Here is a 22,424-nt window from a genome sequence, read left to right on the forward strand (position 1 = left end):
TCATGAGTATTGCTCCTTTTATAGTGTAGGGAACTGATTTAGTCGTCATCCCTACCTACATTAGGAGCTTTTTTGCGTTTATGCAAGATTTTTTCGTTAGGTCTTCCAATCAAAATGTTACTATTATTTCCAGCTATGCAACGCTAGTGTGCGTCACACAACTTGGACACGATTCTGAATCGTGTCCATTTGCCGATTAACTCGGTGGTTTGGCCGATTGTCGGCGTGATTCGGCCGATTCTTCGCGTCATCTGGCCGATTCTGACGCCGATTTGGCCGATTCCGCCTTGCGAAAACCGCGCCTCCCTCCGCCAACAGAAAAAACCCGCTTCCGCCAGTATTTCTGGCAGGAGCGGGCTTCCTCATCCGAGCCGCCGATCCGTCAAATCAGTCCAGCTCTTTCATATACCACGCGTCCATCGCACCGTGCTCCGACCCGGCGAGCGGCTGCTCAAGCTTCCGGAAACCGAGCTTCGCATACAGCTCGTTCGCGACAACAAGCTTCGTTGACGTCTCCAAATAACACTGCTCATAATGCTGCGCCGCAAACGCAAGCGCCGCCGTCATCAGCTCCCGTGACAGCCCCCGACCGCGCGCGTCCCGGTCGACGTACAGCTTCTGCAGCTCGCAAACGCCGGACTCCTCGCCGAACGGTCCGATGCCGACGCCGCCGAGCACAGAGCCGTCCGCATCCACAGCCACCCAATAACCGGCACCCTCCAGCTGTGAATAAAACCCGGCCAAATTCCCGAGCTGCGGATCGGTATACGCCGTCCCCGGTATGTCGAGGCCGACCGCTTCGAGCGACTCCATGATGATCTGCTCGATCGCTTTATTTTCCTTCATTTCAATCGGGCGTATTTGCATCGCGAGCCCCTCCTTCATTCATTCCGGAAATCTCTAATTCACTCCATTTTCTTCCTCACATAAATACTGCCGATCGTCTCGTCCCGGTACGTCACCTCTGCCGTGTAGTCGCCGAAGTCATAGATCAGCCTGCTGCCGACATCGTAATTCGACCCTTCTAGCCCCGGCTCATCGTCAACCGGCGAGCCATGTTCCTCCGCCGGCTCCCCGAGCAACGCCCGCAACTCATCGACCGACTCCAAGTAATTCGCACCCGACAATCCCACGCCGATAATCTCGTCATCGCCGCCATGATAGATCGACAGACCGTCCGGAAACGCGTAATACCAAGCACCTTCCGCATCATATTCGCCGAGCAGATCAGGATGCCCCCCCAAATAAGCGGACACCGAGCCTCCCACTTTAGCCTCCCCGTCGACAAGGAATCCTAATGCCAGCTGTTCCGACAGATTGGCCGGAAAATGCAAGTGCGGGAACGGATACACATAGTCATCCAGTTCATTCCAGCTGTCCACCGTTTCCTGATAAAACCCGCGGATATCTTCCGCCGCGCCTTCATAATGGAACGGCCCCTCGATAAACAGCTCGCTTTCGTCATACAGCTTCAGTTCCGCAGTCTCGGGCAGCCACTCGTACGTCCTGAACACCCAGCCCACCGGCTCGGCATTGTAATACTCATACGTCTGCACATACCGCTCCTGTACGATCTTCGCTTTCCCGGTCGCCGCCGCAACAGCCGGCTCACCGCCCGCTTTCACCGCCTGAAGTGCGCCGTCTTTCACCACCCAGAAAGACAAGTCCCTTCCATTGGATGAAACAGGTTCCGTCAGCTGCAACACACCCGTTTCACCAAGCTGATGCACCGTGAACGGGGCGCGGTTCAAGTTGACAAGGAATTCCCGGTCTTCCGTACTCTGCAAAAAGGCTTCGTCCGCACCCTGCTCGCCGAGATAGAAGGCGAGCGGCCCCTTGACGATTTCGTCGCCCGCATTTCCTTCGTACGTAGCCTGCTCCTCTGTCAATTCCGTCCGTTCCGCTTCGTCCGCAGGCAGCACGAACAGCTTCACGACATGCCCTTCCGAGCCGAACTCCTGCTCGAACAGCGCTTCTTTTGTCAGCTCCGTCTGCGATTTCTTCTGATCGGTCACTTTAAGATACGACGGGGTTTCCGTCTTCTGCACCGCCGTTTCGTTCCCCTTCCCCGGCTCCGTCTCCCCAGCGGGCTCTGTCACTTCCTCTTTCGTACCGTTGTCTTGGTCCGTACAACCCGCCGCGCCGAGCATTAACAGGAGTGCTCCCGCTGCTCCGAACACCCATTTCCCACTTCGCCCGCTGCCCATCCGCCATCCCGCCTCTCTCACTATTCAAACAGTTCAGTTGGTACCAGTTTACCATCGATCAGCAAGGGTTAGTAGGGGCTCCTGCCATTTCGCGGCAATAAAACCATCATCTACACGCTGCCTGCGCCGCGCCAAATGGTTTTATCCATCCTCCAGAACTCAATCTGCTCATAAATTCTGGTTTTCGCTCATAAATCTTAAAAAACACTCATAAAACTGGAAAACCGCTCATAAATCTCGGGAAACGCTCATAAAAACTGAAAACCGCTCATAAATTCAAAAAAACGCTCATAAACCGAAAAAACCGCTCATAACCGCCGCCACCACCCCTGAAACACACGCCAAAAACGCCCCTGATCCACCATCGACCAGAGGCGCTGCACAAACTCCTATTCAATTAACCCAAACCAGCCCAAAACTCAATAAGGATCGGCGTCTTTCCCTTTTTCCACGGCATCTTCCGCTGCGTCCTGCATCTTCGGCGTGCCGAAGCCGAATTTGGACTTGCCCGATTCTCGGCCCGGCAGCTCCGCCGAGCCGCCCATTGCCTTCAGCTCCTCGACTTTCCGCGCGATGCCTTCCTTCACAAGGCGGCCGTATTCCTCGTCTGCCTGCGTGAAATGTTCGACCATCGCTTCCTGGATGCGCACGTCGCACTGCGCCAGCGCGTCGGACAGGTTGCCGATGAGCTCCTCGCGTTCCCAGTCCTCGAACTGGCGGAACGTCTCGCCCGCCTGGCCATAGTTGTTCGGCCGGTCGATCGGCGCGCTCATCGCCGCTGCGTTGTACGTCGGGCGGTGCGGCGGATTCTCAGCGCCATCCGCTTCCTGCAGGCCGCCGATCATCGACGGCTCATAGTTGACGTGCGGATTGCCGCCGGATTCCGCAGGGTCGCGGTGATCCATCTGCCCCCGCTGCTGGTTCGTCCGCACAGTCGTCTTCGGTGCGTTCACCGGCAGCTGCAAGTAGTTCGAGCCGACCCGGTAGCGCTGCGTATCGGAATATGAAAACGTCCGGCCCTGCAGCATCTTATCGTCCGAGAAGTCCATCCCGTCGACGAGGACACCTGTCCCGAACGCCGCCTGCTCAATCTCCGCGTGGAAGTCTTTCGGGTTGCGGTCGAGCACCATGCGTCCTACCGGCAGCCATGGGAATTTATCTTCCGGCCATAATTTCGTATCGTCAAGCGGATCGAAATCGAGCTCTTCGTGATAGTCGTCCTCCATGATCTGGACGAACAGCTCCCACTCCGGATAGTCGCCGCGCTCGATCGCCGTGTATAGATCCTCCGTCGCATGGCCGACCGACTTCGCCTGGATGACGTCCGCGTCTTTCTGCGTCAGGTTGCGGATCCCCTGCTTCGGCTCCCAGTGGTATTTCACGAGAACAGCCTCGCCTTCTGAGTTCACCCACTTGTACGTATTCACGCCGGACCCCTGCATATGGCGGTACGTCGCAGGGATGCCCCACGGCGAAAACAGGAACGTGATCATATGCGTCGCTTCCGGGGAACGCGATACGAAGTCGAACATCCGCTGCGGGTTCGGCACGTTCGACGCCGGGTCCGCCTTGAACGCATGGATCATATCAGGGAACTTCATCGCATCCCGGATGAAGAAGATCTTGAGGTTGTTGCCGACGAGATCCCAGTTGCCGTCCTCGGTATACATCTTGACCGCAAACCCTCGCGGATCCCGGGCTGTTTCCGGCGAATCCTTTGCGCCGGCGACCGTCGAAAACCGCACGAGGACAGGCGTCCGTTTGCCGGCGCCAGAGAACACTTTCGCACGCGTATACTTCTCGACCGGCTCGCCGCCGACCTTGCCGTACGTTTCAAAATAGCCGTGCGCTCCCGAACCGCGGGCATGCACGACGCGTTCTGGAATCTCTTCCCGGTCGAAATGCGAAATCTTTTCGATGAAATGATAGTTTTCAAGCAGCGCAGGCCCGCGGTCCCCGATTGTCCGGATGTTCTGGTTGTCCTTCACCGGGTGCCCCTGCCGCGTCGTCAGCGTCTCGCGTTCCACTTCTTCCTGGTTCTTCTTGTTTTCGTCCAACATGATTCCCCCTCACCTTGAGTTTAGGGATCGCCGGCATACCACTCCCGTGTTTCCCCATTACTAGCCACATGGTACCCAATTTGTGTAAACACTAAACCCGGATCTCACCCGCTGATGAAGCCGCGAAGTCCGGGCAGTGATCGGAAAACCGGTTGACAGGTCATTGAATAATCCGTCTATTCATCTGCAGGGAAGTCGGATATAGTGGAGCAAGAAAGAGGTGATCTGTTTGGAGCATTCATTCAGCGGAATCGATCATATTCAGATTGCAGCACCGCCGGGATCGGAAGCCGAGGCCAGGGTGTTTTACGGGGAGCTGCTCGGCATGCCCGAGATTCCGAAACCGGAAAACCTGAAAGCACGGGGCGGCTGCTGGTTCGTCTGCGGAAGCCAGGAAGTGCACATCGGCATCCAGCCGGATTTCAGTCCATCCAAAAAAGCGCACCCCGGATTCACCGTCGATACGCTCGATTCACTGCGGGCCCGGCTGGAAGACGCAGGCTGCGCGATCACCGAAGAACCGCCGATCGACGGCCGGACGCGGTTCTTCACGTATGACCCGTTCGGCAACCGGCTCGAGTTTCTGGAGTTCAAGTAATTCTTGATTCAGGACAATAAAATCCGTTTCTCATCCGCGTCCAGGCGTTCGAGCTCCGTCTCGGACGCTTCTTTTTTGCGGGCGAGCTGCGTCTGGACGCGACGGACGTCCTGCAGCACGTCATTCAGCTTCTGCTTCCCTTCGGTGATCCGGGAATGGACCGCGAAATCCGAAAAGATATTATCGAAGAACAGGTCAGTGAACGTGAAGATGTCGTTACGGTTCACCTGGAATGATGCCGTCGCGGCTTCCTGGACGTCCATCAGCTCAGTTTCGTAGTGACGGAGCGCCCGCTGCGCCGCATGCACGAGGTCGTCGGAACTGTTCACTTCCGAATACTTCAGCGCCGACACAAGAAGCCCGCCGCCGAGGAACGTATCCCACATCGACAGCCCTTCCGCATTGCTCAGCTTGTCGATCGCCCGGTCGAGCGCGCGTACGGCCTTGTCGCCGGCTTCGATCGCTTCGTCGAGCTCACGCAGCATCGAACGCACACGGACGCGGTCGTCGGCGATCTTCTGCAGCGTCGCCTGGGACGTCTCATCGTTCATGCGGATCCACAGCTCTTTTTCTTCCAGGAACGCCGCCCAGTCTTCGTCGAGATGGGCGTACTCCGGATTCGCCGCCGTCTTCTTCAGCACATCCACTTCATACGTCAAGTCCTCCACGTGCTTCTCCGATTCGTTGAACGCGACTTCTGCTGCCGCAGCTTCCGCGATCTCCTTCTCCATCTTCTGATCGAGCGATCCCGTCCATTCCTTGACTTTATTCAGAAATGAAAACCGGCCGAGCTTCATGACGTCGTGCTGTTCCTTCGTCAGCGCCCGTCCGAGCCGCCCGTTCTCCGCCTTCGCCCGGCTCAGCCGCTGCTCGGCATCCTCGAGCCGGCGGCAGACCCGCGCATATTCCTGTTTCTTCAATGTCAGCGCCATCTGACGCTCCTGCATCGTCCCGTTCATCCGGACCGCCCCCTTTTTCCACTTATACGCAGCAGGCGGAACGAAGGTTTCACTCGGCAGCAAGCTTTTGCAGCACGTCGAGGAACCGCGTGATGTCCGCCTCGTCCGGCACCGTCATGAGCGCCGCCTGCAGCCAGTTCCGCTCCGCCAAATACCCGCTTTCATAATGCATGCGGAAACCGTTCAGGAACAGATCATCGCCGAGCGCCCGCGCAGACAGCCCGGACGGCGGCACCAGTGTCAGGACGCCGGGGCTTGTCGCTTCTTCAGGTGCCAGGACAGTGAAGCCGAGTGATTCCGCGCCGGTACGCATCTGTCGTGCAGCAAGCCGGACCTGTTCGAAATGTCCGTCAGCAGCTTCGGACAAATTCACGAGCGCCGCATCCAGCGCAAACAGCAGATTCGACGACTGGGTATAGGGAATGCCGCCGGCAGCTTCATAGGAACCGACGTCCAAGTAGCGCGGGATGGCCGTGTCGGGACTCAAGTGTTCATTATAGAAAACGATCGCAAGACCGGTGCAGCCGGCGAGCCCTTTGCCGCTGACGGAACTGGCGAAATCGATGTTCCTCAGGCTGACGGGCACCGTGCCGAGAGAACTTGCACAGTCGGCGGCGATCCGGATTCCCCGTGCGCGGCATAGGCTCGCGATCTCCTCCAGCGGGTTCAGCACCCCTGTCGACGTTTCGCAGTGGACCGTCCAGAGCCAGGCGTACTGGCCGGCATCGAGCTGCGCAGACAGGGCCTCCATGCAGAACGGCTGTCCGTAATCTTGAGTGAGGCAGTCGAAAGCGAGGCCGTTCCGCGCCGCATGGTCACAGAGCCGGCGGCCGAATTCCCCGTTCACGAGGATGAGCCCCCTGCCTCCAAGCCGCTTCAGTTGGGCGGCGACCGCGTCATTGGCAAGCGTTCCGGTCCCTTGCAGCAGCTGGACATATCTCGCACCGGTCAGCGACTTGAGGTACGATTGCACCGAAGCGAGCCGGCGGGCGTATTGCGGTGACCGGTGCGAAACGGGCTCCTGCATGAGGGCCGCGCGCACGTTTTCCGCAAGTGTGACGGGGCCCGGCAGGAAGTTCACCATCGGCCGGCCGAGGCGCTGCGCCGGACTGTCGGCATACGTCGCGGGTGTCAGGATCATCGGCACATATCGGGCTTCTTCCGTCCCGACCGGCTCCGCGAACGGCACGAAGCCGAGGCGGCGGTACAGTTTTAGCTCCCGGACCGTGCCGGAGATGACGGCGGCATCATAGCCTTCTCTCAGACACCAGTTGACGAGCGCCTGCAGCATGCCGAAGAACGCCCGGCCGGACCGGTGCGCCGGGTCGACGGCGAGCAGCCGGACCTCGACCGGGTTCTCCGGCGGATCGTCGAGCGAGACCTCCACGGGACCGACCTTTTCATCCAATGAAAACGGACGGGCTGCGCGCAGCGCGATCATCCCGGCAAGTTCCCCGTCTTTCATGCACAGCATATATGTATTCTCTCCGTGGAATTTATCAATAAGACGGCCCGTCGCATCCGGCGAATGCTGGGGGATCTCCTCGACGAATGTCCTGTAATTCAGCCGGTGGATCGCTTCCGCGTCCTCCGGCATCACGGCCAGCCGATAATAATATGTCATTCCGACCGCCTCCTGTTCATTTGGATCCGCAGATCACTGCGGTGGGCGAAAAGCAGCAATGCGACGGGCAATACGGACACCGCGCCCGCTGTCCAGCCGTGCAGCACGATGCACCCGGGCACTGCGGCTGATGCCGCCAATACGCCGGCCCGCGTCGTCTTGCGGAGCAGCGGATACAGGACGGCGAACAGCGCGACGACCGGGACCGCTAGCCATGGATCCGCCGCCAGCAGACCGCCCGCAAAAGCCGCCGCCCCTTTTCCGCCGCGAAAATGATGGAACAGCGGGAAGCAGTGTCCGAGCATGACCGCGGTGAGCGCGAGCAGCTGGAACGGCAGGCCGTACCCGAGTCCGGTCGCCGCAAGCACAGGGATGGCCCCTTTCGCCGCATCGACGACGAGAACCGTGATGAACGCCCGCTTCCCGAACACGCGCCCCGCATTCCGCGCCCCCGGATTTCCGCTCCCCGCCGTCCGGACCGACCGCCCCGAGCGTCCCCCGGCATACAGCGCCGGCAGGAATCCGCCGAGCACATACGATCCAATCAGCAGCACCACCGCCATCACGCAACTCCCCCCGCCCGCAAACTCTGTCACTTCACTTTCGACATACTGCCTGCCAATCCCTGTTGTGACGCGTTAATAAATTCGGCGGCTGTGCAAGCGATCAAGCAGTGGGTAAACCGCTCAAATGCTCTCTGCAGGCGATCAAGCCGGCTCAGAAACGCTCAAGCTGCGACCATAAGCGCTCAAGCAGCCATCGCAAACGCTCAAACCGAGACCAAACACCAACCCGAAAAGCCCAGGCATGCACTTCCCCAGCTTCCGGGAGCGCACACCCAAGCCTTCAACTTCATTCATCACACAGATCAGTCCATCATTCGTCCTCGTAATTCAGTCCTTTTTCAGGCTTCCTCAGCATGTACGACTGCGTGTAGTTCTCTTTCACTTTCATCGCCTGCCGCGAGTTCGACTCGATCGAATACTGCAGCGTGCACGCCTGCCGGACACGCTCCTTGAACTGGTACGCGCTCAGCGGCAGCTCGACCGTACTGCCGTTGCGCAGCACGACGGTCACTTCGTTCCGCGCATTACAGACGTACCGGTCCACCTGGCCCACGGCAAGCCAGATGCAGCTCTCGGACCTCGGCGAAGACGTCGGCGTCATGTAGATGCGGTGGGTCTTGCTGATGCTGACAGGCGACATGAACGTCCTCCCGAGAATTTCGGACGCCCCTTCCATCGCCCCTTTCAGGCTCGACCCGATGCGGCGCAGGTTGTAATCGATGATTTCAGTCGGCCTGCTGTCGATGAACAGGATCTGATCTCCCTCGAGAATCATCGACAGGAGCCGGCCGCTTTCATTGTAATAAGGAAAAATGACACTCGTTTCAGTCGTAATGATATACTGTTCGTTTTCAGGCATTCCCCTATCCCCTTTTCAATTTTGTCTTTCAATCTTGCTGAAAAAGGGTATACTAGCACATAAGCTGGTATACCCAGCGTTCTCCCCTCGGGTGGGTCCACCACGACTTTCACACCCGGGGGTTTTCTGCCTTCTCGCGCGCCGCTCCACAGTCTCACCTCCTCTCAGCGCTTCCGCTTACGGCGCACCAGACATTTCCTTCACGAAAAACAAGCACTGGCTGCACCTTGTCCAAGCCGGCACTTTCCCGTACACCGCCGACCGACATGAATACTTTGAACGATTGAAACAGTGACTCATAACCTAGTAATAAAGCAATTATAGTAAATATTACCTTGCCCGTCTACAAGAAACTGCAATATTTTATCAATTTTCGAAAAACTTTCTCACAACTTGCCAAATCTTGCAATATCTTTTCAATCCGTTGGTTTCCTCCCTTCTCGACGGTGCCTGTGCACCACACAATTTGGACACGATTCAGAATAGTGTCTGAATTGTGTGTCGCACAGGTACCTTTTTGCAATTCCCTTATTGCAATTCATCGGCGACCCGCTGCATGTCTTCGAGCAGCAGCTTGTATAGATTCGGACGGCGACGGACCGCCAGCGGGTGGTAGCCGACCGTCGTCCGCCAGCCGTCCACGTCATAAAATGAGCCGCGCATGCTTTTTACGTCGGCGTCCGGGCTATGGAAGAATGCCTGGACCGCCACATTGCCGAAACAGATCAGCAGTTTCGGCTTGTGCAACTCCAGCTGGGCGTTCAAGTGCCTCATGCAGATGTGCCGTGTTTCTTCCTTATCATAGGCACGCCGCGGTCTCCGTTTCAGGATGTACGTGACGTACACCTGATCCTTGTGCAGGCCGGCTTCATATACCGCCTGCTGCAGCGCCTGCCTCGTTCCGCACACCATCGGCTGCCCTTCCTTGTCTTCCCGGGCACCCGGATTGTCGAGGATCACCATGACCGGCGCCTCCGGATTCCCTTCTCCCCACACCATCCGGCTGCCATGCGTATAGAGCCCGCAGTCCCGGCAATCCCGTTCGCAGCCGGGCACCGGATCTTCAGGCCACACTTCTGGACAAAATTCCGCCAACTCCATCACCTTCCTTCATAAGAAAGCATACCCGGCCGGCGCCTGGTTAATCGGCCTGCCCCCGTTTACCGGTGCCTGTGCACCATACAATTTGAGCACTATTCAGAATAATTTCTGAGTTGTGTGGCGCACAGGTACCAAAAAAACGAAAAAAGACGGACAGAGAGGAATCTTACCTCTTGTCCGTCTTTCTTGAACAATGCTTTCACGAAATCCCCCGCAATGATACGTCCGTTTTCCCCATCGCAGCAGCCGCGCCGTCCGGACCGCAGGAGTGCATATATCAGAAGGGATGCGGGTAAATGAACAGTATGAATTGTATAAACGAATCAGGGTATTTCATCCGTATATATTTCTCTTTACGTCATTTTCAAAGTGTTGTAGTTTATTAGAATAACAAAAAAACGTTTTCTCTTCACGAAGCGCAGCCCGATGCGCTTGTTCCATGCAAAGATGAAAGGAGGTAGGCGAAACATGGAAACTCCGTATTATATTAATGAAGCCAATGCATTCTGCCGCGAAGCCGGGATGGACCCGGAGGAGGTGTGCATCCCGAAGAATTTCTTGGATGACGCTGTCTTCCAGGCGCGCCGGCGGTCCTATCAGGAAATTTTGTCGGTCGTCCACTTTTTCTCGGAAAAATTGTTGGATTCCCTGCAAGGACTGCCCGTTTTGGTCGGCGTCTCGGATGCATACGGCTATCTGCTGGACGTTGTCGGCGATGAGACCATCAAGTCGACGATCGCCGAACTCGGCATCTCCCCCGGCAGCCTGTTCACCCCGGAGGACACAGGGACGAATGTCGTCAGCCTATCGCTGCAGCAGCCGCATCCGATCAGCATCATCGGTGATCAGCACTACCACACGTTCCTCCATGGGATGGCCTGTTACGGCTCGTCGTTCCGGTATATGGATGAAGAGCAGCTCCTCGGCAGCCTGTCGATCATGATGCCGATCGACCTGCAGAATCCTCTGTTCCTCTCGATGCTAGCCCAGGTCGTCGACACGATCGAGCGTGAGCTGCAGCTGCGCAAACAGAACCGCAAACTCTCCGTGCTGAACCAGATCATGCTGAGTCGCACGCGGAACGGGATCGTCATTACGGATGAAAACGGCGTGACGACCGAGTTCAATCATTTCGCACAGGAACTGTCGGGAACCGCGCGCGGCACGGTGATCGGACGGAATATCCGGGAATCGGACCTGACCGGCCGGTATTTCGCCGACGTGCTCGATCGCGAGGCGGTGTTCGAGGACGAGGAATTGAAATTCGAGAACAGCAGAGGTGAAACCGTCGTCTGCCTGTTCGACGCACAGCCGGTGTACGAGGACGGCAGGATGATTGGTGCATTCGGGCAGTTCCGCGACATCACGGACCGGTATTTGCTGCAGGAACAGTACAATTACCTGGCCTTCCACGACGACCTGACCGGCCTGCCGAACCGGCGGTACTTGAACAAATCACTCGAAACTGTCATCTCTGAACTTGAAGAAAGCCGTGCGGAAAATGCCGCGCTGCTTTTTTTCGACCTCGACCGCTTCAAGGTCATCAACGACAACTTCGGGCATTCGTACGGGGATCAGCTGCTGCGGCAAGTGAGCCGGCTGCTGTCGCCGTTCGTCTCGGAGCATGACCTCCTCGCCAGGATGGGGGGCGATGAATTCATCCTCCTTCTGAAGGACTTTCCATCTGCCGCCTCCGTCATGACGCTTGCGGAAGAGATGCGGATCGCCTTGCAGACCCCAGTCACCGTCAACGGCCGGGAGCTCGTGACGACCGCGAGCATCGGCGTGGCGCTGTACCCGGATGTCCCGATCACGAAAGAGCAGTTCCTCATCAACGCCGACAACGCGATGTACCAGGCGAAAGTCCAGGGGAAGAACCGGATCGTGCTCCATACGCCTGAGCTGCTGGAGTCCGCACTGGTTGAGTCGAGTCTCTCATTCGACCTGCGAAGCGGCCTCGAGAACCACGACTTCATCCTTCATTACCAGCCGCAGGTGCACAATGCGACCGGGCAGCTCGTCGGATTCGAAGCGCTTGTCCGCTGGAACCATCCACGGCTCGGACTCCTCGCGCCTGACCGGTTCATCACCCTCGCTGAAGAGAACGGGCTGATCACGCAGCTCGGCGAATGGGTGCTGCAAGAAGCCTGCGCGCAGAACAAGCGCTGGCAGGACAGCGGGCTTCCGCCTGTCAAAGTGTCAGTCAACTTGTCGGCCCAGCAATTCCTCACCCGAAGCATCGTCGACCTCGTCGCCGCCGTGCTGGAGCGCACGGGGCTTGAACCCCGTTACCTCGTCCTTGAGATCACCGAGCATATGGCGATGGACTACAACTATGCGATTGAAGTGCTGCGCGATCTGAAAGAACTCGGTGTCGGCATCAGCGTCGACGATTTCGGGACCGGCTACAGCTCGCTGAACCATTTGAAGACGCTGCCCATCGACTACATCAAGATCGACAAATCATTTGTGAATGAACTCGCAAACGATGAAAACGACGAGATCATCGTCGATGCCATCATTTCCCTTGCCCACAGCTTGAAGAAGGATGTGATCGCGGAAGGTGTCGAAACTGCAGGACAGCTCGAATTCCTGAGACGCCAGCAATGCGACATCTCCCAAGGGTACTACTTCGGCAGGCCGATACCGGCGCAGGAGATCGATGCCACGCATTTCAGCGGGTATGACAGATAGGAGAGAAAGAACTATGCAAACAGCTGCATCCGTATTGATCCGCAACTTCAAGCAGTGGGGCGTCCAGCATATCTTCGGCATTCCCGGTAAAGCCGTGTCGCCGCTGCTGTTCGCCATGCTCGAGCACGACATGACGTTCGTCCTCAGCAAGCACGAGGCCGCGGCAGGGTATGAAGCCGGTGGATATGCGCTCATGAATGGGACGATCGGCGTCGCTGTCGGGACATCCGGGCCGGGCGGGACGAATCTTTTATCCGCTGCAGGCCAGGCGAAGGCGTTCCACGTGCCGCTGCTGCTCATCACGGGCCACCCTTCCGCTAAGGATACCGGCAAGCCGATGGGTCAGGATTCCAGCCTGTTCGGCACGGATCTGACAGACATGTTCCGCCACGTGACGAAGTTCAGCGCACGTGTCGACCGCGCCGACCTGCTGGAGCCACTTCTGCGTCATGCGCTGGAGAAGGCGGTTTCCGGCGTCCGGGGACCGGTCCATCTGTCCATTCCGTTCGACGTCTTGCTTGAAGAGATAGAGCCGTTTACACTCGATTTCCCGATAAACTACGACCTCATCTCGCCGGAACTCAGGCGGGCAGCTGCCATGATGGAAAGTGCCGAACGGCCGGTCCTCTTCCTCGGCAAAGGCGTCCATTCGAGCCGGGCTTACGATGAAGTCCGGAAACTTGCGGAGCATTACCATATTCCGGTCATGACGACTCCGGGCGGCAAAGGAACGTTCCCGTCTAACCACAAGCTGTCGCTCGGCGCGTTTGGTCTTGGCGGCACCCCGGAATCCGCGGCGTATTTGCAGGAACCGGCCGACCTGATGATCGTCATCGGCACCCAGCTGAGCGACATGTCCGTCGCGGGCCTGTCGGAAACGATGTACCCGGAGCATATCCTCCATTTCGACTACGATCCGACGTTCATCGGCAAGTCGCTGCCGGTGCCTGCCACACCGATTCTCGGAGATATCCGCGCGAACCTGACACGGCTGCTGGAAGGGATTCCTGAGCCGGACAGCGATTCGTTCGTGCTGCCATACGCGCCGCCTGCTCTGCCGGAAGCAGAACCGGGCCGCCGGATGTCCGCGGTTCATGCCGTACAGGCGATGCGCCGGGCCCTTCCTGACGACGCGATCATCTTCGGGGACGATGGCAGCCATTCATTTTACGGAATCCAGCATTTCGACATCCTTCAGCCCGGCACGTTCTTTTTCGATGACATCTTTGGGGCGATGGGCAACGGGCTCGGCTATGCGATCGGCGCGAAGCTCGCGGCACCCGAAAAGCCGATCGTCTGCCTCGTCGGCGACGGGTGCCTGTTCATGCACGGCACGGAACTGTCGACCGCACAGAATTATAATGCGGCTGTGCTGTTCGTCGTCCTGAACAACGGCTGCCTCGACATGGTGGAAAAAGGAATGCGCAAAATGATCGGCACCTCGATCGGCGGCACGTACGAAACACCGCTCGATGCTGCGGCGTTTGCGAAATCGATGGGCGTCGAGGCCGTCACCAGCACAGGGCCGGCGGAAACCGCTGCCGCTATCGAGCAGGCACTGCACACCATCCAGCGTACGGACAAACCGGCGGTCGTCGAAGTCCTCGTCGACCAAGACGAAATTCCGCCGACAATGGGGAGGCAATAAAGATGGATTCAACTGAACGATACAAACAGGGCGAGCACGTCATGGAAAAGCTGTTCTCCGCTGATACGCGTATCCAAATGGAACAGATGAAAGCCGTCTCGCCCGACTTATGGGAGATGATCGTCTCCTTCGGCTTCGGTGATTTATACGGCAGAAGCGAATTGGATCTGAAGACAAGGGAAATCATCACGCTCACTTCCCTCATCACACAAGGGGCATTCGACCAGCTCCGCGTCCACCTGCACGCCGCCCTGAACGCCGGGCTGACCGAAGAGGAGATCAAAGAGGTCATCATCCACTGCATCGGCTACACAGGCTTCCCGAAAGCCGTCCAAGCCATGGGCCTCGCCGCCGAAGTCTTCCAAGAACGAAAATGAAGGTACCTGTGCGCCACACAACTCAGACACGATTCAGAATCGTGTCGAAGTTGTGTGATGCACAGGTACATAACTTGAAGTTTCGCTGGACGGCCATATATTGGAAGAGTATGATAAAGGTGTATTGCACTCGACAATAAAAGGAGAGCTATGGCGTGAACCGAATTCTATTAGCCATGATGGCCTTGTTCCTAGGTTTCTTGGTACCCATCATGAGCAGCGCGGATGCTGCGACGAGTAAAACTGCTGCCGCCAGCCCGAACGCACCAGCCAAACAACTGAAAGTCCATTTCATCGATGTCGGGCAGGGAGACTCCATCCTCGTCCAGACGCCAAACGGCAAAAATATGCTGGTCGACGGCGGAAAGGAAGCCGCCGGTAAGAAAGTAACCGCCTTCCTGAAAGCGAAAGGCGTCAAGACGCTCGACACAGTCATCGCGACCCACCCCGACGCAGATCATATCGGCGGGCTCAACGAAGTGCTTCGGACATTCCCTGTGAAGCAGTTCATCGACAGCGGAAAAGTCCACACGACAGAGACGTATTTCGATTTGCTGACTTTGATCGATCAAAAACGGATTCCGTTCAAAGTGGCAGCTACCGGCAGTGCGATTGCTCTCGACCCGGCTGTGACTGCGAAAGTTTTGTTCGCGAACCCGAAAGCGGACGATACGAATGACGCGTCCGTCGTGACGAAAGTGACGTACGGCGCTGTCAGCTTCCTCTTCACCGGTGACGCCGGCCTGAAGACGGAGACCGCGTTGCTGAAAAATCCCGAACTGAAAAGCACCTATTTGAAAGCGGGTCATCACGGCTCCAATACGAGCAGCTCAGCTGCCTTCGTGAAAGCTGTTAATCCAGCCGGCGCTGTCCTTTCGTACGGCATTGACAACACGTACGGCCATCCACATGCCTCAGCTGTGACAGTCTTGAAAAATGCAGGTGCGAACATCTACTCGACGGCCGTGTCGGGAGACATCACGGTGACGACCGACGGCAAGACACATACTGTTTCCGCCAAGCCCTGGGTGACTTCTGCCGTGAAACCGGTGCCCGTCCCGGTGAAACCGAAGCCAGCGCCCGCAAAACCAGCACCTGTGAAACCTGCGCCTGCCAAGCCGGCACCAGCCAAACCGAAGCCGACGCCTGCTGCCAGCTCAGGTCTGTATGTGAAGCCCGGCGCACCGAAAAGCTTCCAAAACTGCACGGCGCTCCGACAAGTCTACCCGCATGGAGTCAAGAAAGGACATCCGGCATACGCACCGAAGCATGACCGTGACAAAGACGGATGGGCGTGTGAGCGATGACTGTCTACACTATTGATCGTTTTGAGGGGGATGTCGCAGTTATGCTCGAACGCGGGAACGAGACTGTGCAGCGTGATATCCCCGTCGCTGAATTGCCGTCAACTGTAGAGCAAGGCGATATACTGGACATCGAGTTCGATGAAGACGGCACTGTCCGCAAAGCCGTTACGCTGACCGAGCAGACTTTGGCCGCCAAACAGCGGGCTGAAGCTCTGCTGCAGAAATTGCTGGATCAGAACAAATAAAACGGTGCCTGTGCGCGGCACAATTCAGACACGATTCCGAATTGTGTCTGAATTGTGTGCTGCACAGGCACCCTTTTTTCACTCTTCTTCCTCTTCCTCCTCGTCCTGCAGGCAGTAATCGAGATACCCGGCGGCCGTCTGCTCGAACGGCGGACCGAGGCACGACGGCAGGATGCGCGTGTCCATGTACTTCGGCAGCTCCCGTTCCCCGTCTGCGTAGAGCGGGAACGAGCTGAACGGATAGTCCCTAAGCTCCTCCACTAGCGGCCGCTTCGTATCGATCGGATTGCGATGTATGTAGCGGCTCATTATCCGGAGCGTCCGCGGCCCGACAGCGGCGCCGCTATAATAGCGGCTCTGGTAGATCCGGCCGACGTGACCGTAGCGTTTGGAATAATAGTCACTGTAGCGCCGGTTGATGCGCTGCATGATCTTGCCGAGATCGTCTTCCGAATTCATCAGGAAATGATAATGGTTGGACATGATACAATACGCGAGCATTGTGAACGTGAACCGCTCGCGCGCGTCGGCAATGAACCCGAGGAGACTGCGTTTGTCGGATTCATCCAAAAAAATGTCCGCCCGGTTGTTCCCCCTCATCGTGACATGATAATAGATCCCCGGATGCCAATCCCGCTTGCGGCGCCCCATGGAATTCCCCCTTTTTTCTCATTTGAATAAACCGCTGCGTGCGGTGTCCTGCTGCAGGGATGCGAGCTGTTTCCAATCGACCGCCTCTTCGACAGCGGCATCGCTGATCGCTTCCGTTCCGTCCAGATCCGCAATCGTCCGGGCGAGACGGATCAGCTTCAGCTGCGTACGGTTGCTCCATTTCCGACCGTAGCAGACAGCTTCGATCCGATCCGCCTGCTCGTCAGTGAGCCGGCTGTGTTCCAAAACCATCGAGCCGGATGCATTGCCATTTAAGACAGTCTGCCCATAGCGTTTGTATTGGCGCTGCCGGGCGAGCGCAGTACGTGCCCGGATCACTTCCGAGCATTCCGCGGTTTCACCCGTACTGAAACCTTCATTTTTCAAAGGCAAAACAAAATCTAGACGATCCAGGAGAGGTCCGGAAACTTTCAATTGGTACGCCTTTACTTGTTGCGGCGTGCATGTGCAGTATCGCTCGCTGGAGCCGTAGTACCCACATGGACAAGGATTCGTCGAAGCCAGCAGCGTAAACGCAGCAGGATAGGTGACGGACTGTCTGACACGGCTGATCGTGACGTATCCGCTTTCCATCGGCTGACGGAGCAGATCGAGCGTTTTCCTGGAGAATTCGCCGAGTTCATCAAGGAAGAGCACTCCGCGGTGAGCGAGTGAAATTTCTCCCGGTATGGGATACGTACCTCCCCCGATGAGCGAAATGCCGGAAGCGGAATGATGAGGCGCCCGGTAAGGAGGCCGTGCGGAATATCCCCGCCGACCCCTGGCAATCTGGTAGACACTATAGACTTCCAGCATTTCATCATCCTGCAAGTCCGGCAGAATGGTATGGAACGCATCGGCCAGCATGCTCTTCCCGCATCCCGGCGGCCCGGTCAGGAGCGCGTGATGACCGCCTGCTGCAGCGATCTCGAGTGCCCGTTTCGCTTGCGACTGCCCGCGCACAAATGAAAAGTCCTGCATTGTGTTCGTTTCCGGCTGTAACTCTTCAGCAGTGAACACCGGGGCATCGGGCGCCTCAGGCGTATAGCGGCCGCGTAAATAATCCAGCAGCTGCGAAATATCATACAGAGGCACAAGCTGTGCAGACAACGATCGCCCAATTACAGACACATCGACCGGCGGCAGTACAATCCGCCTGAAACCTAAATGGGCCGCCTGATGAACCGCCGGAACAAGTTCGCGGAACGTTTCAAGCTTGCCGTCGAGCGACAGCGATGCCAGGATGCACGTTTCTTCATCCAATGGAATCGGTTCTTCCATCACTTCACGGAGCACCGCCACGAGCATTGCTGTGTCATAACCTGTCCCCGTCTTCCGTTTATCAGCAGGCGATAAATGCACCGTGACCTTTTTCATCTCCAGCTCGACACCCATCCCATGCAGGCAGCTCAGCAGCCGCTCCTTCGATTCCTTGATCGACGCATCCGGCAGTCCGACGATCATGAACCGTTCGCGATCCATCCGGACACTCGCCTCCACCCTCACGACGTGCCCTTTCATCCCGTCGAGACCGACACATTGAACGTCTTCCATAGCATCCCCTCCCAGTTTCCTCTAACAGCTACCGACAGTATACTGGCTGGTCCGTCAGAAGCCAAACTGGCAAATTGAAAGGTGCTGACAATTCAAAACGCCAGGAATGCCGCCGTTACAAGGTTTCTGCCAGCTGCAAAACTGGCGGCAATCGCCGAACTTTACGTTCATCCTCCAAAACACATCCAAATTGCCAGTTTGGCTGTTTTTTAAAATAAACAAAAAAGGTACCTGTGCGCGACACAACTCAGACACAATTTTGAATTGTGTCTGAGTTGTTTGACGCACAGGTACCTAAAAAAGCAAGCCGGGCATTAGTGCGCATAGCACCCGGCTTGCTTGACGGACCGGCACGTGCGCCGGAATCCATTATTTCCCTATTCACCTCATCGCTTAGGTGCGCGGTACCCGGCGGCCACTGCTTCCTCTGCGCTGCAGAACCATTGGACGACATTCTTCGTCCGATCGTAATACGTACTGCCCGGAACGTGGTAAATCCCCGTATTGCTTCCTTTAATGTTGCAATCGGTCTGAGCGGACGCCGTATTGGCCGATTGACTGCCCGACTGTCCTCCGGAACCGCCGGATGCCGTATTGGAAGAAGCACCCTTTGCAGCCGGAGCCGGGGCCGCTGCTTGCGCTGCCGACTTGTCCTTCAGCTGCTGGATGGTCTTGTCCTTTTCACCGGCAGCCGCAGTCAGCTTATCATTCTGCTCTTTCAAGGCAGCAATCGATTCAGTAAGTTCGCCTTTCTCTTTTTGCAGTGTCTGTACAGTCTCCTGAACACTCGACTGCTTATCAGTCTGCTCCTGCAATTTATTTTTCAGATTTCCGTTCTCTTCCTGAAGACTGACCAGTTCATCCTTAAGGGTCTGGTTCGCTTCCGTAATGGCAGCGTTTTTCGCCTCCAGCTTTTCAGCCAGCTGCGCCTGTTCCTGGTCTGCTCCGCATCCAGAGAGCACCATCGTTGCCAGACCGATGACCGCAACCGCACTCAACCGGCGCTGCCACGTTCCGATGCTCCCCAGTCCGTCCCAAAATCCGACGATCAAGACGACAGCCAATCCAAATGCTGCGTATCCCATAAAACTCCTCCCCATTCTCCGTTTTGATTAGATGGGCACCGAATAAGCAATATTACCTATATTCAATTTACCTATCTTTCCAAAGAAATGGGGGAAACTAACAGAATGTGTAGAAGTTCCGGCATACCAACCATCCGGATGGCCAAAAAAGGTACCTGTGCGCTGCACAAATCAGACACGATTCAGAATCGTGTCTGATTTGTGTGACGCACAGGTACCAAATTAAAAAAAGTAGTGCTATCCCAACGCCACAATATGGTAGGATAAAAGAAAAATGGCAAGGGGAATGGTGAGCGCTATGGATTTCGCACAACTAGAACAGCAGCTTCAGATATTGGCAGCGGAGGTGGCCGGGACGGTTTCCATGTATGTACGGACGCCCGACGGCACGGTTGCGATCGGAGCGGAGGACGTAATACGGTCCGCAAGCATCCTGAAAGTGCCGATTGCGATGGCCTGCCTCGCAGCGGCGGACCGCGGGGAACTCGACTTGAACACATTGCTGCCGATCAGCGAACCGGTCGGCGGCTCGGGTGTCCTCGCGTATCTGTCCGGCATGGAGCAGATCACGCTGCTGAACGCGCTCACCCTGTCCATCATCGTGTCGGACAATACGGCGGCTAACCTCGTCATCGAGGCGACAGGACTCAATCGGATCCAGGCGTTCTTCGACGAGGTCGGCGCGAAAAATTCGAAAGTGACCCGGAAATTCATGGACTACGATGCACTCGCCCTTGGGCTTGAAAATGTTGCAACGGCGCGGGACATGGCCATGTTCCTCGAGTGCCTTCATCCTGACAGCGAGTTTCTGTCGCTGACGAGCAAGCAGCAGCTGAAGACGATCATGCGCGACCAGCAGCTGATCGACAAGCTTCCGGCTTTCCAGCCCATCTTCGACGAAACCCTCATCATTGGCAACAAGACCGGCACCCTGCCCGGCGTCGAACACGACATCGCCTATTTCGAGAACGACGTCATGCTCGTCGATCTGGCCGTCCTGACCACTGACTGGGACCATAACCACGAAGGCCAGCAGACACTCGCCCGCATCGGCAGGATGATCATCGACTATATGGCCTCTGCGTCTCTGAAGCTCGCCGATGACAACGCGCCTGCCATTGCCTGCCAATAACTTTTTCATGAAGATGAAACCCAAAAACCCTCCGTCCCGGAATCCCGGTTCAGAGGGTTTATTCATTCAATCATTCATTTCGCTCTATAGAAAGCTTCAGCCAATCACACCGATTCCGACAAGGATGCCGAGTACGAACGAGATGACCCACAGAGACCAGACGCCGAGGCTGAACTTGTGGAACTGGCGCTTCGCCTTGTCATCGCCCTTTTTGTACACCCAGATCGCCCACAGCAGATGGAAGCCCATCAGGATCAGTGCGGCGCCGCCCGTGATCTGGTGCAGGCCGAACGACGAGCCGCCATCCTGCGACGCAATCCGGTTCATCAGCGTCGTGCCGGTCGTGTCGAACACGATTCCTCCCGCAAAGAACAGCAGGTGCTTGAACTGGATCGTCCCGCTCAGTTTCTCACCAAACACCCCGATACTGTACAGTACCAGCGCCACAACCATCGCCGAAGATGCAAATATCAATAACGTACTCATCCGCCCCACTCCCGTCCTTTTTCCTACCCCCATTGTCCCTCGGCTGCATGAACAGAAAGTGAATTGAAGATTACAAATCCGCCTGGATGGTGCCTGTGCGTCACACAACTCGGAAACTATTCTGAATTGCGTTCAAGTTGTGTGACGCACAGGTACCTGGTTTTCCTGGTTTTCCTGGTTTTCCTGGTTTTCCTGGTTTTCCTGGTTTTCCTTGTTTTCCTGGTTTTCCTGGTTTTCCGGTTATTCTTCCCCGCGCTCCCCTTACTCCCACCCACTCCATTTTACATTTTTCAGAGTTTTACGTTAAGTTTCTTTTACTTAAGGGTATAGTCTGACTTAGAAGTCTGTTTATTGACCAAGCTGACGAGCAGGCGGATTGATGACACTCAAAAAGGCGGGAGGAGTTCAAATGGCGGATACGGACAAGCATAAGAAAGAACCCCATCAGACCGACCATAGCCGGCGGAATTTCCTGAAGAACAGCGGCATGGTGGCAGGCGGTGTGGTCGGCGGGTCGCTGCTCGGCGGCCTGTTCATGCGTGAACGGGATGAAAAGCACAAGACGAAACCGAGCGGCACAAAGCACGAGACCTCATTCCAGGAAGCACGAATCTTCTTCACACGCGAAGAAGACTTCAAGGCATTGGAAGCGGCGACGGAGCGGATCTATCCGAAAGACAAAAACGGACCCGGGGCCATCGAGCTCGGCGTGCCGTTTTTCATCGACAAACAGCTTGCCGGCGACTGGGGGATCAACGCCAGGGATTACCGGAAAGGACCTTTCAAAGCGTACGACTACAACGATCCTGCACAGGTGAAATCCGATGATGCAGCAGAGCCTCACCCGCGCGGCGGCCAGGGACAAGGAAAGGAATCGACGGACTCAATCATGCGCGACCAGTCCCTTTTGAACAGGCGCGAAATCTTCATCGAAGGCGTCCGGACGCTGAACGACGCGAGCCAGAAGCAGCATAAGACGACGTACGATCAGCTGGAGAAGGACCAGCAGATCGACATACTTAAGACTTTTGAAAACGGCGAGGTCGAGATGAAGTCCGTTCCCTCCCAAGCGTTTTTCTCGCTGCTCCGGCAGGCGACGATCGAAGGCGCGTACGCGGATCCGCTCTATGGCGGCAACAAAGATATGGAAGGCTGGAAGATGAAGGAGTTCCCAGGTGCCTACCCATCCTACCTCGGCAAGATCGACAAGGACGAGTTCTTCAAGCCGCAGCCGGTCGCACTGAAAGATTCACAGCAGCATTAATCGACGA

General features: G+C 56.8%; 20 protein-coding genes. 8 read left to right on the plus strand and 12 right to left on the minus strand.

Going from position 1 to position 22,424, the window contains the following annotated elements:
* Positions 1-387 precede the first annotated feature (387 nt).
* The 3 genes from NFU03_RS14790 to NFU03_RS14800 all read right to left on the minus strand — a co-directional run bounded on the left by NFU03_RS14790 (position 388) and on the right by NFU03_RS14800 (position 4,267).
* Positions 388-867, minus strand: a complete 480-nt coding sequence (locus NFU03_RS14790) for a GNAT family N-acetyltransferase (protein WP_251639893.1) — start codon at positions 865-867, stop codon at positions 388-390.
* A 38-nt stretch (positions 868-905) separates the two neighbouring features.
* Positions 906-2,207 carry a hypothetical protein gene (locus NFU03_RS14795; protein ID WP_251639894.1) on the minus strand — a complete coding sequence of 434 codons (1,302 nt, stop codon included), beginning with the start codon at positions 2,205-2,207 and terminating at the stop codon, positions 906-908.
* 419 nt (positions 2,208-2,626) lie between these two features.
* Positions 2,627-4,267 carry a catalase gene (locus NFU03_RS14800; RefSeq protein WP_251639895.1) on the minus strand — a complete coding sequence of 547 codons (1,641 nt, stop codon included), beginning with the start codon at positions 4,265-4,267 and terminating at the stop codon, positions 2,627-2,629.
* A gap of 229 nt (positions 4,268-4,496) precedes the next feature.
* Between NFU03_RS14800 and NFU03_RS14805 the strand changes: the two genes are divergently transcribed.
* Positions 4,497-4,865: a VOC family protein gene (locus NFU03_RS14805; RefSeq protein WP_251639896.1), complete on the plus strand. Its 369-nt coding sequence runs from the start codon at positions 4,497-4,499 to the stop codon at positions 4,863-4,865.
* An 8-nt stretch (positions 4,866-4,873) separates the two neighbouring features.
* On the opposite strand, the gene NFU03_RS14810 is transcribed toward NFU03_RS14805, so the two are convergent.
* The 5 genes from NFU03_RS14810 to NFU03_RS14830 all read right to left on the minus strand — a co-directional run bounded on the left by NFU03_RS14810 (position 4,874) and on the right by NFU03_RS14830 (position 9,974).
* Positions 4,874-5,824, minus strand: coding sequence for a hypothetical protein (locus NFU03_RS14810; RefSeq protein ID WP_251639897.1), 951 nt, complete (start codon positions 5,822-5,824; stop codon positions 4,874-4,876).
* A gap of 49 nt (positions 5,825-5,873) precedes the next feature.
* Positions 5,874-7,448, minus strand: coding sequence for an aminotransferase class V-fold PLP-dependent enzyme (locus NFU03_RS14815; protein WP_251639898.1), 1,575 nt, complete (start codon positions 7,446-7,448; stop codon positions 5,874-5,876).
* Positions 7,445-8,011, minus strand: a complete 567-nt coding sequence (locus NFU03_RS14820) for a glycerol-3-phosphate acyltransferase (RefSeq protein ID WP_251639899.1) — start codon at positions 8,009-8,011, stop codon at positions 7,445-7,447. The genes NFU03_RS14815 and NFU03_RS14820 overlap by 4 nt, the downstream gene beginning before the upstream one ends.
* 313 nt (positions 8,012-8,324) lie before the next feature.
* Positions 8,325-8,873 (minus strand): competence protein ComK, encoded by a 549-nt coding sequence (locus tag NFU03_RS14825; protein ID WP_251639900.1) that lies wholly within the window; start codon positions 8,871-8,873, stop codon positions 8,325-8,327.
* A gap of 528 nt (positions 8,874-9,401) precedes the next feature.
* Positions 9,402-9,974 (minus strand): uracil-DNA glycosylase, encoded by a 573-nt coding sequence (locus tag NFU03_RS14830; protein ID WP_309296278.1) that lies wholly within the window; start codon positions 9,972-9,974, stop codon positions 9,402-9,404.
* 468 nt (positions 9,975-10,442) lie between these two features.
* Between NFU03_RS14830 and NFU03_RS14835 the strand changes: the two genes are divergently transcribed.
* The 5 genes from NFU03_RS14835 (at position 10,443) to NFU03_RS14855 (ending at position 16,245) form a co-directional block, all read left to right on the plus strand.
* Entirely contained in the window at positions 10,443-12,668 is a 2,226-nt protein-coding gene (locus tag NFU03_RS14835) for a putative bifunctional diguanylate cyclase/phosphodiesterase (protein ID WP_251639902.1), read from the plus strand.
* Positions 12,669-12,681: 13 nt separating this feature from the next.
* Complete coding sequence (locus NFU03_RS14840) at positions 12,682-14,316, plus strand: thiamine pyrophosphate-binding protein (protein WP_251639903.1); 1,635 nt, start codon at positions 12,682-12,684, stop codon at positions 14,314-14,316.
* A gap of 2 nt (positions 14,317-14,318) precedes the next feature.
* The gene (locus NFU03_RS14845) at positions 14,319-14,693 is read left to right on the plus strand and encodes a carboxymuconolactone decarboxylase family protein (RefSeq protein ID WP_251639904.1); all 375 of its coding nucleotides are present in this window, start codon (positions 14,319-14,321) and stop codon (positions 14,691-14,693) included.
* A gap of 155 nt (positions 14,694-14,848) precedes the next feature.
* On the plus strand, positions 14,849-16,000 hold the full coding sequence (locus NFU03_RS14850; protein WP_251639905.1) for an MBL fold metallo-hydrolase: 1,152 nt from the start codon (positions 14,849-14,851) through the stop codon (positions 15,998-16,000).
* On the plus strand, positions 15,997-16,245 hold the full coding sequence (locus NFU03_RS14855) for a DUF3006 domain-containing protein (RefSeq protein ID WP_285835458.1): 249 nt from the start codon (positions 15,997-15,999) through the stop codon (positions 16,243-16,245). The genes NFU03_RS14850 and NFU03_RS14855 overlap by 4 nt, the downstream gene beginning before the upstream one ends.
* Positions 16,246-16,323: 78 nt before the next feature.
* On the opposite strand, the gene NFU03_RS14860 is transcribed toward NFU03_RS14855, so the two are convergent.
* The 3 genes from NFU03_RS14860 to NFU03_RS14870 form a co-directional block, all read right to left on the minus strand.
* Positions 16,324-16,896, minus strand: coding sequence for a transposase (locus tag NFU03_RS14860; RefSeq protein WP_251639907.1), 573 nt, complete (start codon positions 16,894-16,896; stop codon positions 16,324-16,326).
* 18 nt (positions 16,897-16,914) lie between these two features.
* Positions 16,915-18,450 carry a YifB family Mg chelatase-like AAA ATPase gene (locus tag NFU03_RS14865; RefSeq protein ID WP_251639908.1) on the minus strand — a complete coding sequence of 512 codons (1,536 nt, stop codon included), beginning with the start codon at positions 18,448-18,450 and terminating at the stop codon, positions 16,915-16,917.
* 386 nt (positions 18,451-18,836) lie between these two features.
* Positions 18,837-19,535 (minus strand): sunset domain-containing protein, encoded by a 699-nt coding sequence (locus NFU03_RS14870; RefSeq protein WP_251639909.1) that lies wholly within the window; start codon positions 19,533-19,535, stop codon positions 18,837-18,839.
* Positions 19,536-19,833: 298 nt separating this feature from the next.
* On the opposite strand from NFU03_RS14870, the gene NFU03_RS14875 reads away from it, so the two are divergent.
* On the plus strand, positions 19,834-20,667 hold the full coding sequence (locus NFU03_RS14875; protein ID WP_251639910.1) for a serine hydrolase: 834 nt from the start codon (positions 19,834-19,836) through the stop codon (positions 20,665-20,667).
* Between the two features lie 96 nt (positions 20,668-20,763).
* Here NFU03_RS14875 and NFU03_RS14880 read toward each other — a convergent pair whose 3' ends face one another.
* Positions 20,764-21,153 (minus strand): HsmA family protein, encoded by a 390-nt coding sequence (locus NFU03_RS14880; RefSeq protein WP_251639911.1) that lies wholly within the window; start codon positions 21,151-21,153, stop codon positions 20,764-20,766.
* 379 nt (positions 21,154-21,532) lie between these two features.
* Here NFU03_RS14880 and NFU03_RS14885 point away from each other — a divergent pair, with 379 nt between their 5' ends.
* The gene (locus NFU03_RS14885; protein WP_251639912.1) at positions 21,533-22,417 is read left to right on the plus strand and encodes a gluconate 2-dehydrogenase subunit 3 family protein; all 885 of its coding nucleotides are present in this window, start codon (positions 21,533-21,535) and stop codon (positions 22,415-22,417) included.
* The last annotated feature ends 7 nt before the right edge of the window (positions 22,418-22,424 follow it).

The organism is Sporosarcina sp. NCCP-2716 (assembly GCF_023707985.1).
Taxonomy (GTDB): domain Bacteria; phylum Bacillota; class Bacilli; order Bacillales_A; family Planococcaceae; genus Sporosarcina.

Excerpts from the sequence above, each read along its gene's own strand:
- NFU03_RS14790 (WP_251639893.1), bottom strand. The coding sequence starts at position 867 with ATGCAAATACGCCCGATTGAAATGAAGGAAAATAAAGCGATCGAGCAG.
- NFU03_RS14795 (WP_251639894.1), bottom strand. The coding sequence starts at position 2,207 with ATGGGCAGCGGGCGAAGTGGGAAATGGGTGTTCGGAGCAGCGGGAGCA.
- NFU03_RS14800 (WP_251639895.1), bottom strand. The coding sequence starts at position 4,267 with ATGTTGGACGAAAACAAGAAGAACCAGGAAGAAGTGGAACGCGAGACG.
- NFU03_RS14810 (WP_251639897.1), bottom strand. The coding sequence starts at position 5,824 with ATGAACGGGACGATGCAGGAGCGTCAGATGGCGCTGACATTGAAGAAA.
- NFU03_RS14815 (WP_251639898.1), bottom strand. The coding sequence starts at position 7,448 with ATGACATATTATTATCGGCTGGCCGTGATGCCGGAGGACGCGGAAGCG.
- NFU03_RS14820 (WP_251639899.1), bottom strand. The coding sequence starts at position 8,011 with ATGGCGGTGGTGCTGCTGATTGGATCGTATGTGCTCGGCGGATTCCTG.
- NFU03_RS14825 (WP_251639900.1), bottom strand. The coding sequence starts at position 8,873 with ATGCCTGAAAACGAACAGTATATCATTACGACTGAAACGAGTGTCATT.
- NFU03_RS14830 (WP_309296278.1), bottom strand. The coding sequence starts at position 9,974 with ATGGAGTTGGCGGAATTTTGTCCAGAAGTGTGGCCTGAAGATCCGGTG.
- NFU03_RS14835 (WP_251639902.1), top strand. The coding sequence starts at position 10,443 with ATGGAAACTCCGTATTATATTAATGAAGCCAATGCATTCTGCCGCGAA.
- NFU03_RS14840 (WP_251639903.1), top strand. The coding sequence starts at position 12,682 with ATGCAAACAGCTGCATCCGTATTGATCCGCAACTTCAAGCAGTGGGGC.
- NFU03_RS14845 (WP_251639904.1), top strand. The coding sequence starts at position 14,319 with ATGGATTCAACTGAACGATACAAACAGGGCGAGCACGTCATGGAAAAG.
- NFU03_RS14855 (WP_285835458.1), top strand. The coding sequence starts at position 15,997 with ATGACTGTCTACACTATTGATCGTTTTGAGGGGGATGTCGCAGTTATG.
- NFU03_RS14860 (WP_251639907.1), bottom strand. The coding sequence starts at position 16,896 with ATGGGGCGCCGCAAGCGGGATTGGCATCCGGGGATCTATTATCATGTC.
- NFU03_RS14865 (WP_251639908.1), bottom strand. The coding sequence starts at position 18,450 with ATGGAAGACGTTCAATGTGTCGGTCTCGACGGGATGAAAGGGCACGTC.
- NFU03_RS14870 (WP_251639909.1), bottom strand. The coding sequence starts at position 19,535 with ATGGGATACGCAGCATTTGGATTGGCTGTCGTCTTGATCGTCGGATTT.
- NFU03_RS14875 (WP_251639910.1), top strand. The coding sequence starts at position 19,834 with ATGGATTTCGCACAACTAGAACAGCAGCTTCAGATATTGGCAGCGGAG.
- NFU03_RS14880 (WP_251639911.1), bottom strand. The coding sequence starts at position 21,153 with ATGAGTACGTTATTGATATTTGCATCTTCGGCGATGGTTGTGGCGCTG.
- NFU03_RS14885 (WP_251639912.1), top strand. The coding sequence starts at position 21,533 with ATGACACTCAAAAAGGCGGGAGGAGTTCAAATGGCGGATACGGACAAG.